The organism is Paracoccus aestuarii (genome assembly GCF_028553885.1).
In the GTDB taxonomy this organism is placed as follows: Bacteria; Pseudomonadota; Alphaproteobacteria; order Rhodobacterales; family Rhodobacteraceae; genus Paracoccus; species Paracoccus aestuarii.
This window is the reverse complement of record NZ_CP067169.1, coordinates 2,697,556-2,710,712: the sequence shown is the minus strand read 5'-3', so window position 1 is coordinate 2,710,712 and position 13,157 is coordinate 2,697,556. Positions and strand designations below refer to the sequence as shown.

Sequence of the window (13,157 nt, the reverse complement as noted above, 5' to 3'; positions counted from 1 at the left end):
TCACCCGTAACGGATCTCGACGATCTCGTAGCTGCGTTGGCCGCCGGGGGTGGTCACCTCGACGCTGTCGCCCTCGTCCTTGCCGATCAGGGCGCGGGCCAGGGGCGAGCGGATGTTCAGCAGGCCGCGTTCGATATCGGCCTCGGCCTCGCCCACGATCTGATAGTTGCGCTCCTCCTCGGTATCCTCGTCGATCAGCTTGACGCGGGCGCCGAACTTGACGCTGCCCGACAGTTTCGCGGGGTCGATCACCTCGGCGCGCGACAGCAGGGCCTCCAGCTCCTTGATGCGGCCCTCGATGAAGCCCTGCTTTTCGCGGGCGGCATGGTATTCGGCATTCTCGGACAGGTCGCCATGTTCGCGGGCCTCGGCGATGGCGCGGATGATGGCGGGACGTTCCTTCGATTTCAGCACGCCCAGCTCGCGTTCCAGCGCCTGAAAGCCGGTCGGGGTCATCGGTATCTTTTCCATCGCTGCCCTGTCCTTATGGGATGCGGTTGTCGCGGTTTCGCCAAGCCAACGCCCCTGCCATAGCGAAATGGCAGGGGCGCGGAAGCTGATCCCCGTCATCGTGCCCAAAACCGCGCCCGATGCAAGCCTGCTTGCGCCCGAGGGCGGGTTTTGGCGCGGCGTCATGATTGCCCCTGCGGTCCGGGGTGGTTATCTGTCGGTCAAGCCGATGTGCCAGGAGGAGCCCCAGCCTATGACCGATACCCAGATCGAACGCGAATCCATGGAATACGATGTCGTGATCGTGGGGGCGGGGCCTGCGGGCCTGTCGGCCGCGATCCGACTGAAACAGATCGACGCGGATCTGTCCGTGGTGGTGCTGGAGAAGGGGTCCGAGGTCGGGGCGCATATCCTGTCGGGCGCGGTCCTGGACCCCTGCGGTCTGGACCGGCTGATCCCCGACTGGCGCGACAAGGGCGCCCCGATCACGACCGAGGTGACCGACGACAACTTCTATGTCCTGGGCGAGGCGGGGCAGGTGCGCGTGCCGAACTGGCCGATGCCGCCCCTGATGTCGAACCACGGCAACTACATCGTCAGCATGGGCAATGTCTGCCGCTGGATGGCCGAACAGGCCGAGGCCTTGGGCGTCGAGATCTTTCCCGGCATGGCTGCCAGCGAGGTGGTCTGGGACGGCGATCGCATCAAGGGCGTCGTCGCCGGTGAATTCGGCCGCGAGCCCGATGGCAGCATCGGCGACGGCTACGAGCCGGGGATGGAGCTGCACGGCAAATACGTCTTCATCGCCGAGGGGGTGCGCGGGTCGCTGGCCAAGCAGATCGACGCCCGGCTGAACCTGTCGGCCACCGGCGATCCGCAGAAATACGGCCTGGGCATGAAGGAGATCTGGGAGGTCGCGCCCGAGAAATTCCACAAGGGCCGGGTCGTCCACACGATGGGCTGGCCCCTGGGCAAGAATGCGGGCGGCGGCAGCTTCATCTATCACCTTGAGAACAACCAGGTTCTGGTCGGCTTTGTGGTCCATCTGAACTACGAGAACCCGTATCTTTACCCCTATATGGAATTCCAGCGCTTCAAGCATCATCCGATGGTGGCCGACCTGCTGGAGGGGGGCAAGCGCATCAGCTATGGCGCCCGCGCCATCAGCGAGGGCGGCTGGCAGTCGCTGCCGCAGCTGTCCTTCGACGGCGGCGTGCTGCTGGGCTGTTCGGCGGGCATGGTCAACGTGCCGCGCATCAAGGGCAACCACAACGCGATGATCTCGGGGATCGAGGCGGCGGATGCGGCGGCGGCGGCCATCAAGGCGGGCCGCGCGGGCGACCGGCTGACCGATTACGATGCCGGGGTGCGCAACGGCGATATCGGCAAGGACCTGAAGAAGGTCCGCAACGTCAAGCCGATGTGGTCGCGCCTTGGCCTGACCGGCAGCCTGATGCTGGGCGCGGTGGATATGTGGACCGCGAACCTGACCGGCTGGAACCCCTTCGGCACCTGGAGCCACGGCAAGTCCGACGCCGCCGCCACCGGCAAGGCCGCCGATCACAAGCCGATCGACTATCCCCGCCCGGACGGCAAGCTGTCCTTCGACCGGCTGACCAATGTGGCCTTCAGCTTCACCAATCACGAGGAACAGCAGCCCTGCCACCTGAAGCTGCGCGATGCGTCGGTGCCGATCCGGGTGAACCTGCCCGAATATGCCGAACCCGCGCAGCGTTACTGCCCGGCGGGCGTCTATGAGGTGGTCGAGGATGCGGAGGGGCCGCGCTTCGTGATCAACTTCCAGAACTGCGTGCATTGCAAGACCTGCGACATCAAGGATCCCAGCCAGAACATCGTCTGGACCACGCCGCAGGGCGGTGACGGGCCGAATTACCCGAACATGTGATGCCGGATCGGGGGCGGGCCCGTTGCCTGCCCCCGGTCGCGCCGCTAGGCTGGCCGGAACGCAAATGTGATTTCCGGAAGTGCCGCCGTGACCCAGACCCGCCCCCATCCGTTCCTGCCCGCCACCGCCCCGGTGCGCCGCGGCCGCGTGAATGGGGGCCTGTTGCGGATCGGCCTGCTGGTGGCTCTGATGGGCGGACCGGCCATGGCCCAGGATCCGCGCCCCGAACCCCGCCCCGCCGCCGAGACGGTGACCGAAGACGCGGCCCGGCCCGGACCGCCCATGCGCGGTTTGGCGGGGCCCTATCTGGCCGCGCGCATGGCCACGATCGAAAGCGATTTCCGCGCCGCCGCCCGGTATTTCGTGCAGGCCGCCGCGCATGACCCTTCGGACGTGTTCCTGCAGGACAGCGCGCTGATGGCCCTGGCCTCATCGGGCGAGGTGGAGCGCGCGGCCGCCATGGCCGAACGGCTGATCCTGGACGATCGGGGCACGGAGCTGGCGGGTCTTCTGCGCCGCGCCCAGCTGGTCCGGGCCGAGGATTGGGACACCCTGATCGCCCTGATCGAGGATCGCGGCGATGCCGATCTGGCGCTGGACCAGGATCTGATGGACGGCACGATCCGGGCCTGGGCGCTGTTGGGGGCGGGCCGCGCGGGCGATGCGGTCCAGGCCTTCGAGGCGATGGCCGCGATCCCCGAACTGGCCCCCATCGTGAATTATCACCTGGCCTTGGCCCGCGCGCTGGCCGGCGATTACGAGGCCGCCGACCGGCTGATCGTGGAATCCGAGGCCGTGGGCCATCTGATGGGCCTGACCGCCCGCGTCCAGATCCTGTCCCAGCTGGACCGCCGCGACGAGGCGCTGGAGATCCTGGACCAGCTGCCCGGCATCGAGGCCGAGCCCCAGCTGGTCGCCCTGCGCGACCGGCTGCGCGAGGATCAGCCGGTGGCCTTCGACGTGGTGGCCGGCCCCTCGGACGGGATCGCGCATCTGCTGCTGTCCTTCGCCGCCGCCTTGGCCAACGGCCCCGATCCCGAACCGCTGGCCCTGATCCATGCCCGCCTGGCCGCCTGGATCGCCCCCGGCAATCCCGAGGCGCGGCTGATGTCCGCCCAGCTGCTGCAGGACCGCCTGCAGTTCGATCTGGCCGAGGCCGAATATGACGACGTGCGCCGCATGGGCCAGATGCGCCCCCAGGCCGAGCTGTCGCGCATCGACGCCCTGTCCCGCGCCGATCGCGGCGATGAGGCCGAGCGCGCCGCCCTGGCCCTGACCGCCGCCTATCCCGACCTGGCCGCGGCCTGGGTCGCGCATGGCGACGTGATGCGCCAGGCGGAACGCTTCGCCGATGCGATCCCCAGCTATGACCGCGCGCTGAGCCTGCTGGAGGACGCGCCCGGCGATGCCCGCTGGTTCCCGCTTTTCGCGCGCGGCATCGCGCTGGAACGCTCGGGCGATTTCGACCGCGCCGAGGCCGACCTGCTGGCCGCGCTGGAGATCCGCCCCGACCAGGCCAGCCTGCTGAACTATCTTGGCTATTCCTGGATCGACCGGAACGAGAACCTGGACCGTGCGCTGGAGATGATCAAGCGCGCGGTCGAACTGGCGCCCGGCGACGGCTATATCCTGGACAGCCTGGCCTGGGCCTATTTCCGGCTTGGCCGCTATCAGGACGCGGTGGCGCCGATGGAACAGGCCATTGCCACCATGTCCTCGGACCCGCTGGTCAACGACCATCTGGGCGACATCTACTGGAAGGTCGGCCGCCAGCGCGAGGCCGAGATCCAGTGGCGCCGCGCCTTGTCGCTGGACCCGACCGACAGCGGCGAGGTCGATCCCGACCGCATCCGCGACAAGCTGGATCGCGGCCTGGACGCGGTCTTGGCCGACGAGGACGGCGTGGTCCCCAGCCACCCGACGCAGGCGCCGCAGTCGCAATCCGCCCAGACCAAGGCCGAAGCCGCGGAATGAGGCTGGTCGAACGGGCCCCGGCCAAGCTGAACCTGGCGCTGCATGTCACCGGGCGCCGTGCGGACGGCTATCACCTGCTGGATTCGCTGGTCTGCTTTGCCGATATCGGCGATGCGGTGGCGCTGGAACCCGGGCCGCTGTCCCTGACGATCGACGGCCCCTTCGCGGCGGGCCTGTCGACGGATGACAACCTGTGCCTGCGCGCGGCGCGGCTGGCGGGGGGGGATGCCGCGATCCGGCTGACCAAGAACCTGCCCGTCGCATCGGGCATCGGCGGCGGGTCGGCCGATGCGGCGGCGGTGCTGCGCGGCCTTCTGCGCATGGGCCATCCGCTGCCCGACCGGGCGCTGGACCTCGGCGCGGATGTTCCGGTCTGCCTGGCCTCGCGCCCGGCGCGGATGCAGGGGATCGGGGATGTGGTCACACCCCTGCCGCCCTTGGCGCCCCTGACGCTGGTCCTGGTCAATCCCCGCGTCGCGGTGCCCACGCCCGCGATCTTCGCGGCGCTGGACCGGCGCGATAATCCGGGCCTGCCGCCGCTGCCCGACGTGACGGATCGCGCGGCGCTGCTGGACTGGCTGGCCGGAACCCGCAACGACCTGGAGGCCCCGGCCATCGCCACCGCGCCGGTCATCGCCGATGTCATCGCGGCGCTGCGCGCGCAGGGCGCGGATCTGGCACGCATGTCGGGATCGGGCGCCACCTGCTTCGGGATCTTCGGCGATGCGGATCATGCCGCGCGGGCCGCTGCGGCGCTTGGGCGCAAGGGCTGGTGGGCGGTCGCGACCGAACTGGCATCCGATCCGCGGCATCGCTAGGATGCGCCCAGCCAACCCGGAGGGACCCATGCTGCGCCTCGGCGTCAACATCGACCACGTCGCCACGATCAGGAACGCCCGGGGCACGCCCTGGCCCGACCCGCTGCGCGCCGCCCGCCTGGCCGAGGCCGCGGGCGCCGACGGCATCACCGCCCATCTGCGCGAGGATCGCCGCCATATCAGCGACGCCGATATCGACGCGCTGATGGCGGGCCTGTCGCTGCCGCTCAACTTCGAGATGGCCGCCATCCCGGAAATGCAGGCCATCGCGCTGCGTCACCGCCCCCATGCCGTCTGCATCGTCCCCGAAAAGCGCGAGGAACGCACGACCGAAGGCGGCCTCGACGTCGCGGGCAATGACACTGCGCTGGCCGCCTATATCGCGCCGCTGCGCGATGCGGGCTGCCGGGTCTCGCTCTTCATCGGTCACGAACCCGCCCAGATCCGCGCCGCCACCCGGATCGGCGCGGCGGTGGTGGAACTGCATACCGGCGCCTATTGCGACCTGGACACCGAGGGCCGCCATGCGGAACGCGACGCCGAACTGGCCGCCCTGCGCGACGGCGCTGCCTTGGCCCATGACCTGGGGCTGGAGGTCCATGCCGGCCACGGCCTGACCTTCGACACGGTCGGCCCGATCGCCGCCATCCCCCAGATCGCCGAACTGAACATCGGCCATTTCCTGATCTCGGAATCCGTCTTCCTGGGCCTCGACGGCGCGATCCGGGAAATGCGCGCCCGGATGGATGCCGCACGGCCATGATTTCTCCGTTGCCCAAATACCCATTCCACGCCGGCCGCATGCGATGATCCTGGGCATCGGCACCGACCTGGCCAATATCGACCGCATCCAAGGCACGCTGGACCGCTTCGGGGACCGCTTCCGCAACCGCGTCTTCACCGATGTCGAACTGGCCAAGGCCGCCCGCCGCAAGGACGAGGCTGGCACCCTGGCCAAGCGATGGGCCGCCAAGGAGGCCTGCTCCAAGGCGCTCGGCACGGGGCTCGCCATGGGGATCAGCTGGCGCGACATGGCCGTGACCAACCTGGGCAGCGGCCAGCCGGTCATGGCGCTGACAGGCTGGGCCGCCGACCGGCTGGCGGCGATGACGCCGCCCGGCCATCACGCGATCGTCCATGTCACCTTGACCGACGACCACCCTTGGGCGCAGGCCTTCGTGGTGATCGAGGCCCGCCCGACCGGTCCGCCCGGCCCGGCTGCGGCTTGACTTTCGACCGGGCAGGGGACCATGAACGCCCCGACAGAGAAAAAGGACCTCGATGAATGGCAACTGCGGCCCCCAAGAAAAAGGACGGCATCTGGGAGACGATCAAGACGATCTTCTGGGCGCTGGTGATCGCGGGGCTGTTCCGCACGCTGTTCTTCCAGCCCTTCTGGATCCCCTCGGGCAGCATGAAGGAGACGCTGCTGATCGGCGACTTCCTCTTCGTGAACAAGATGGCCTATGGCTATTCCGCCCATAGCTGCCCCTTCTCGATGTGCCCGATCAGCGGCCGCATCCTGGACCGCGAACCGCAGCGCGGCGACGTGGCCGTGTTCCGCCACCCGACCCGCAACGTCGATTTCATCAAGCGCGTGATCGGCCTGCCGGGCGACACCGTGCAGATGCGCGGCGGCCGCCTGTGGCTGAACGGCGAGCCGGTGCCCGTCGCCCCCGCCGGCGACTTTATCGAGGTCAAGGAACAGCAGGGCCCGCAGGCGCTGATCCCGCGCTGCGTCAACGACCCGGTCCCGCAGGGCGGCGACTGTGTCAAGGAACGCTTTGTCGAGACGCTGCCGGGCGGCGGCGATCACGTTGTACTGAACATCACCGATGGCTGGGTGGCCGATGACACGCCGACCTTCACCGTCCCCGAAGGCCAGTATTTCTTCATGGGCGACAACCGCGACAATTCCGAGGACAGCCGCTTTCCGGCCGAAATCGGCGGCCTGGGCTTCGTGCCGGCCGAATACCTGATCGGGCGCGCGGACAGGATCATGTTCTCCTCGGCGGGACGGTCGCTCCTGTTCTTCTGGACCTGGCGGTCGGACCGCTTCTTCAAGGCGGTCGAGTGACGCCTTCGGCCGACATACGCGCCTTCATGGCCCGCTTGGGCCATGAGTTCCGGCGGCCCGAGCTGCTGATCCGGGCGCTGACCCACGGCTCGATCGCCACCGTGACGCGGCCCGACAACCAGCGGCTGGAATTCCTGGGCGACCGCGTCCTGGGCCTGGTGATGGCCGAGGCGCTCTTTGCCGCCGACGACACCGCCAGTGAGGGCCAGCTGGCACCGCGCTACAACGCGCTGGTGCGGGGCGAGACCTGCGCCGCCGTCGCCCGCGATCTGGCCTTGGGCGAGGTGCTGAAGCTGGGCCGGTCCGAGATGCTGTCGGGCGGGCGGCGCAAGGACGCGCTTCTGGCCGATGCGATGGAGGCGGTGCTGGCCGCGGTCTATCTGGATGCGGGCTTCGAGGCGGCGCGCGCCGTCGTGCTGCGCCATTGGGCCGACCGGCTGGCCCATGTCGACAAGGACAGCCGCGACGCCAAGACCGCCTTGCAGGAATGGGCCCAGGCCCAGGGCATGCCGCCCCCCGTCTATGAACAGACCGATCGCAGCGGGCCGGACCATGCGCCGGTCTTCCTGATCACCGTCCGCCTGGCCGACGGGGCCCATGCCCAGGCCCGCGGCACGGGCACCAAGCGCAGTATCGAACAGGCCGCGGCCCAGGCCCTGCTGGACCGGCTGGAGGGAAGCACATGACCCAGGACCTGCCCACCCGTGCGGGCTTCGTCGCCCTGATCGGCGAACCCAATGCCGGGAAATCGACCCTGCTGAACCAGATGGTCGGCGCCAAGGTGTCGATCGTGACCCACAAGGTCCAGACCACCCGCGCCCGCATCCGCGGCATCGCGATCCACGGGCCCGCCCAGATCGTCTTCGTCGACACGCCGGGCATCTTTCGCCCGCGCCGCCGGCTGGACCGCAGCATGGTCGCCGCCGCTTGGGGCGGGGCGTCGGATGCCGATGTCGTCCTGCTGCTGATCGAGGCGCATCGCGGCCTGACCGACGGCACCCAAGCGATCCTGGACCAGCTGCGCGCCCTGGGCCAGGGCATGACCGTGTCGCTGGTCATCAACAAGATCGACCGCGTCAAGGCCGAGACCCTGCTGGCCCTGTCCAGACAGATGAACGAGGCCTATCCCTTCGACCAGACCTTCATGATCTCGGCCGAAAAGGGCTATGGCTGCGACGGGCTGCGCGACTGGCTGGCCGCCAGCCTGCCCGAGGGGCCGTGGCTCTATCCGGAGGATCAGATCGCCGATCTGCCCATGCGCATGATCGCCGCCGAGATCACCCGCGAAAAGCTGACCCTGCGCCTGCACGAGGAGATCCCCTATCAGCTGACCGTGGAAACCGAGGCCTGGGAGGAGAAATCCGACGGCAGCGCGCGGGTCGAACAGGTGGTCTATGTCTCGCGCCAGGGCCACAAGGGAATCGTCCTGGGCAAGGGCGGCGAGACGATCAAGGCCGTGGGCCAGGCCGCCCGCGCCGAGCTGGAGGAGTTCATGAGCCGCCGCGTCCATCTGTTCCTGCAGGTCCGCCTGCGCGAGAACTGGCTGAACGAATCCGAGCGCTATGACGAGATGGGCCTGAACTTCAAGGATGGCGATGGCTGAGGCCCGGCTGGCGGCGGGGCTGTGGGTCGCGGCCTATCGCGCGCGGCTGTCGCAGGCGGCCATCCCCGCCTATGTCACGGCGCGGGGGGATGACACGGCGGGCGCGATCCTGGTGAAATGCGCCCATCTGGACGGCTCGGCCAGCCTCTGGGCGCGGGAATGGGACATGGACAGCGACACCCGCCCCTGGACCGCCGTGCAGACCGGCCCCGAACCCCAGATCGACGCCGCCATCGCCCGCCAGCGGTCCCGCGACCCCGACCTGTGGGTGATCGAGATCGAATCGCGCGAGGGCCGCACGCTTCTGGATGCCGAGGGGCTGGGCTGACCTCTGGCGCGGGCGGAAATTGCAGCTTATGCAGCCTGCATGAACGCGACCCTGGATCATGATTCGCCCCGCGGCATCGTCTATGCCGTGATGGCCTATGCGCTCTGGGGGTTCCTGCCGCTCTACATGAAGCTGCTGGAGCATGTCCCGCCGACCGAGATCATCGCCCATCGCGTGCTGTGGTCGCTGCCCATCGCGGGGGCCGTGCTGCTGTGGCAGCGCCGCCACCGCGAGCTGTTGTCGGCGCTGCGCCAGCCGCGGCTGCTGGCGATGGCGGCGCTGACGGCGGGGCTGATCTCGGTGAACTGGTTCATCTATATCTGGGCGATCGTGAACGACAAGGCGCTGGATGCGGCGCTTGGGTATTACATCAACCCGCTGGTCAGCGTGTTCCTGGGCGCCGCTTTGCTGGGGGAACGGCTGTCGCGGGGGCAGATGCTGGCCGTGGGGCTGGCGCTGCTGGCGGTGGTGGTGCTGACGCTGCAGGCGGGGCGGCTGCCGGTGGTGGCGATCGGGCTGACGCTCAGCTGGGCGCTCTATGCGCTGTGCAAGAAGCGCCTGCCGCTCGGGCCGAACCAAGGCTTCACGCTGGAGGTGCTGCTGCTGGTGCCCTTTGCCGCGGGGCTGCTGGTCTGGCTGGCCTGGACGGGCCAAGGGGCTATGGGCGCACCGGGCGTCACGACCTGGCTGCTGCTGGGGGCGGGGCCCGCCACGGCGATCCCGCTGCTGTTCTATGCGAACGGGGCCAAGTTGACGCGGCTGTCCACGATCGGCATCCTGCAATATATCTCGCCCACGATGATCCTGCTCTGCGCGGTCTTCGTCTTCGGCGAGGTGCTGGACCCCGCGCGGATGATCGCCTTTCCGATGATCTGGGCGGCGCTGGCCATCTATTCGGCGACGCTGATCCGCCAGGCCGGGCGCAGGCGGCGCGACCGGCGCAACGCCACCCGCCGCATGCAGTGAGGATGCCCGCCATGACCGCCGCGCCCGCAGCACCCCGCCAGGACCGCTGATCCCGTGCAGTGGCAGGCCCATGGCACCGTCATCGCCCGCCGCCCCCATGGCGAGACCGCCATCATCATCGACGTGCTGACCGCCGATCACGGCCGCCATGCGGGGGTCGTGCCGGGGGGCGCATCGGCGCGCCGCGCGGCGATGCTGCAGCCGGGGTCGCGGCTGGATCTTCGCTGGCGGGCGCGCCAAGCCGATCAGCTGGGCAGCTTCACGGCCGAGCCGGTGCGCCTGCGCGCGGGGCTGATGGGCGATCCCCTGGCCTTGGCGGGGCTGAACGCGGTCTGCGCGCTTCTGGTCTTTGCCCTGCCCGAACGCGACCCGCATCCCGCCTTGGCCGCCCGGACCGAGGATCTGCTGGACCAGATGGAGGCGGGCGGCGACTGGCCCCCCGCCTATCTGGCATGGGAGATGCGCCTGCTGGACGAGATGGGTTTCGGCCTGGACCTGTCGGCCTGCGCGGTGACGGGGGCGCAAGACGGGCTGGCCTATGTCAGCCCGCGCAGCGGGGGCGGGCGGTCAGCCGGGCGGGGGCGGGGGAATGGGCGGATCGGCTGCTGCCCCTGCCGGCGATGCTGGGGGGGCGGGCGACAATCTGGGGGATGGGCTGGTCCAGGGCCTGGCGATCACCGGGCATTTCCTGGAACACCGGCTGGCGCCCGAACTGGTCGGGCGCCCGCTGCCCGCCGCGCGCGGCAGGCTGATGCGGGGGCTGGCGCGCTGATTACTGGTTGCCGCGCGCCGCCGACAGGGCGTCGGTCTGCTGGTCCGCCGGGCGGCCGCTTTCAAAGATCAGCCAGGTCGGCCCCTTGATGCGCAGCACGCCGCCGAAATACTCCATCTCGTTGGCCTGCTGCAGCGCCTCGAAGAAGCGCAGCTCGGTCGCGCGGTCGGCGCATTCGACGACGCCGCTGGTCTGCAACGGCTCCAGCGCCAGGGCGGGCAGGGGCACGGTGTTGCGCGCGGCATAGCCGTTGCAGGGCCCGCGGCCCGACACGCCCTCGGGGCGGGTGGTCAGGGTGATGTTGCGCAGCGGCACGGTGCCGTTGCCGATGCCGACCAGGACATAGTCATTGGCCGGGATGCCGCCCATCGGATCGCCCGCCGGCTGCGAGTTGCAGGCGGCCAGCGACAGGACGGCGGCAAGGGCAAGGGCGGGGCGGATCGGAAAGGACATGGGGCAGGCTCCTTGGGCGGAAATCGGAACTGAGCCGGAATAGCGCCATTTGCAGGCCCGATCCAGACCGGGCATCACTTATTCCAGCAGGCGCCGCGCGATCACCTGGGCCTGGATCTCGGCCGCGCCCTCGAAGATGTTCAGGATCCGGGCGTCGCACAGCACCCGGCTGATCTGGTATTCCAGCGCGAAACCGTTGCCACCATGGATCTGCAGCGCATTATCCGCCGCCGACCAGGCGACGCGCGCGCCCAGCAGCTTGGCCATCCCGGCCTCCAGATCGCAGCGCCGACCGTGATCTTTTTCCCACGCGCTGAAATAAGTCAGCTGCCGCGCGATCATGATTTCGACAGCCATCATCGCCAGCTTGTCGGCCACGCGCGGGAATTCGGCCAAGGGCTTGCCGAACTGCTTGCGGTCCAGCGCGTATTGCAGGCCCAGTTCCAGCGCGTTCTGCGCGACCCCGATGGCCCGGGCGGCGGTCTGGATGCGGGCCGATTCGAAGGTCTGCATCAGCTGCTTGAAGCCCTGGCCCGTCTGCCCGCCCAGCAGGTTCGCGCCGTCCACGCGGAAGCCGTCGAAGCCCAGCTCGTATTCCTTCATGCCGCGATAGCCCAGGACCTCGATCTCGCCGCCGGTCATGCCGGGGGTGGGGAAGGGATCGGCGTCCGTGCCCGGCGTCTTTTCGGCCAGGAACATCGACAACCCGCGATAATCGGTGGTGTCCGGGTCGGTGCGCGCCAGCAGGGTCATCACATGGGTCCGCGCGGCATGGGTGATCCAGGTCTTGTTGCCGGTCACAACCCAATCATCGCCGTCGCGCACCGCCCGCGTCCGCAGCGAGCCCAGGTCGCTGCCGGTATTGGGCTCGGTGAAGACGGCGGTGGGCAGGGTCTCTCCGCTGGCCAGGCGCGGCAGCCATTGCGCCTTCTGTTCGTCGGTGCCGCCACACAGGATCAGCTCGGCCGCGATCTCGCTGCGGGTGCCCAAGGACCCCACGCCGATATAGCCGCGCGACAGCTCTTCGGACACGACGACCATCGCCGCCTTGGGCATGCCCAGGCCGCCGAATTCCTCGGGGATGGTCAGGCCGAAGACGCCCAGTTCGGCCAGCTCCTCGATGATGGCCATCGGGATCAGCTCGTCCTTCAGGTGCCAGTCATGGGCGTGCGGGACGACCTTGTCATCGGTCCAGCGGCGGAACTGGTCGCGGATCATCTCCAGATCCTCCTCCAGCCCGGATGCGCCGAAGGTCGCGGCCCCCTTGCTCTGCGCGATCAGCGCGGCCAGCTCGGCCCGCGCCTCGGGGGTGTTGCCGGCCATCAGAGCGCGCGCCTCCTCCGACGGGTCCCATTCGACGCCCAGATCCGACAGGCGGGCGAATTCCGTCTGGCTCATTGGGATGCCGCCCCGGATCTGGGTCAGGTATTCCGCCATGCCGATCCGGACGATCAGCGCCTCGATCGGGCCGTCCACCCGCGCGGCCCAGGCCTGCAGCTGGCGCAGCGACAGCACATAGGTCGCCAGCCAGGACAGCGCATGGGCGGCATGTTGATGACGTTCCAGCAGGGCCGCGTCGATGCGGCCGCCTTGGGTCACGCGGTCGCGCAGCGCGTCGGTCGCGCGGGCCTGCAGGGCCTCCAGCTCGGCCAGGACGGCGTCGGAGCGGTGCTGAATGTCTTTCATCGGATCATCCTTTCGCGGCGTTGCAGCATGACTAGCCGCTTCGCATTCGCAGCGCAACAATTTTGCGCCTGCGTTGTTCCCGGCGATCTAATCTGTCGCACCCGTCGCGGGCGCGAAACCGGCC

The 13,157-nt window shown here is 69.2% G+C and carries 13 protein-coding genes and 1 pseudogene; 11 read left to right on the top strand and 3 right to left on the bottom strand.

The window, feature by feature from the left end:
• Window positions 1–471 carry a transcription elongation factor GreA gene (gene greA / locus JHW48_RS13725; RefSeq protein ID WP_170152350.1) on the bottom strand — a complete coding sequence of 157 codons (471 nt, stop codon included), beginning with the start codon at window positions 469–471 and terminating at the stop codon, window positions 1–3.
• A gap of 232 nt (window positions 472–703) precedes the next feature.
• On the opposite strand from greA, the gene JHW48_RS13720 reads away from it, so the two are divergent.
• The 11 genes and pseudogenes from JHW48_RS13720 (at window position 704) to recO (ending at window position 10,894) form a co-directional block, all read left to right on the top strand.
• On the top strand, window positions 704–2,356 hold the full coding sequence (locus JHW48_RS13720) for an electron transfer flavoprotein-ubiquinone oxidoreductase (RefSeq protein WP_119887407.1): 1,653 nt from the start codon (window positions 704–706) through the stop codon (window positions 2,354–2,356).
• Between the two features lie 87 nt (window positions 2,357–2,443).
• Window positions 2,444–4,330 (top strand): tetratricopeptide repeat protein, encoded by a 1,887-nt coding sequence (locus tag JHW48_RS13715; RefSeq protein WP_119887397.1) that lies wholly within the window; start codon window positions 2,444–2,446, stop codon window positions 4,328–4,330.
• Window positions 4,327–5,148, top strand: coding sequence for a 4-(cytidine 5'-diphospho)-2-C-methyl-D-erythritol kinase (locus JHW48_RS13710; protein ID WP_119887398.1), 822 nt, complete (start codon window positions 4,327–4,329; stop codon window positions 5,146–5,148). Before JHW48_RS13715 ends, JHW48_RS13710 begins: the two co-directional genes overlap by 4 nt.
• Before the next feature lie 28 nt (window positions 5,149–5,176).
• Window positions 5,177–5,911 (top strand): pyridoxine 5'-phosphate synthase, encoded by a 735-nt coding sequence (locus JHW48_RS13705; protein WP_119887399.1) that lies wholly within the window; start codon window positions 5,177–5,179, stop codon window positions 5,909–5,911.
• Between the two features lie 43 nt (window positions 5,912–5,954).
• Entirely contained in the window at window positions 5,955–6,377 is a 423-nt protein-coding gene (gene acpS / locus JHW48_RS13700) for a holo-ACP synthase (protein WP_119887400.1), read from the top strand.
• 56 nt (window positions 6,378–6,433) lie between these two features.
• Window positions 6,434–7,225 (top strand): signal peptidase I, encoded by a 792-nt coding sequence (lepB, locus tag JHW48_RS13695; RefSeq protein WP_119887401.1) that lies wholly within the window; start codon window positions 6,434–6,436, stop codon window positions 7,223–7,225.
• Window positions 7,222–7,911, top strand: coding sequence for a ribonuclease III (gene rnc / locus JHW48_RS13690; RefSeq protein WP_119887402.1), 690 nt, complete (start codon window positions 7,222–7,224; stop codon window positions 7,909–7,911). Before lepB ends, rnc begins: the two co-directional genes overlap by 4 nt.
• Window positions 7,908–8,828 carry a GTPase Era gene (gene era, locus JHW48_RS13685; protein ID WP_119887403.1) on the top strand — a complete coding sequence of 307 codons (921 nt, stop codon included), beginning with the start codon at window positions 7,908–7,910 and terminating at the stop codon, window positions 8,826–8,828. The genes rnc and era overlap by 4 nt, the downstream gene beginning before the upstream one ends.
• A complete protein-coding gene (locus JHW48_RS13680; protein WP_119887404.1) occupies window positions 8,821–9,156 on the top strand; it encodes a DUF1491 family protein in 336 nt (111 codons plus the stop codon). The genes era and JHW48_RS13680 overlap by 8 nt, the downstream gene beginning before the upstream one ends.
• 39 nt (window positions 9,157–9,195) lie before the next feature.
• Window positions 9,196–10,122, top strand: coding sequence for an EamA family transporter RarD (rarD, locus tag JHW48_RS13675; RefSeq protein ID WP_119887405.1), 927 nt, complete (start codon window positions 9,196–9,198; stop codon window positions 10,120–10,122).
• Window positions 10,123–10,176: 54 nt separating this feature from the next.
• Window positions 10,177–10,894, top strand: a pseudogene (recO, locus tag JHW48_RS13670) (DNA repair protein RecO).
• On the opposite strand, the gene JHW48_RS13665 reads toward recO, so the two are convergent.
• Entirely contained in the window at window positions 10,895–11,347 is a 453-nt protein-coding gene (locus tag JHW48_RS13665; protein ID WP_170152373.1) for an META domain-containing protein, read from the bottom strand.
• Between the two features lie 78 nt (window positions 11,348–11,425).
• Window positions 11,426–13,033 (bottom strand): acyl-CoA dehydrogenase family protein, encoded by a 1,608-nt coding sequence (locus JHW48_RS13660; RefSeq protein WP_119887683.1) that lies wholly within the window; start codon window positions 13,031–13,033, stop codon window positions 11,426–11,428.
• Between the last annotated feature and the right edge of the window lie 124 nt (window positions 13,034–13,157).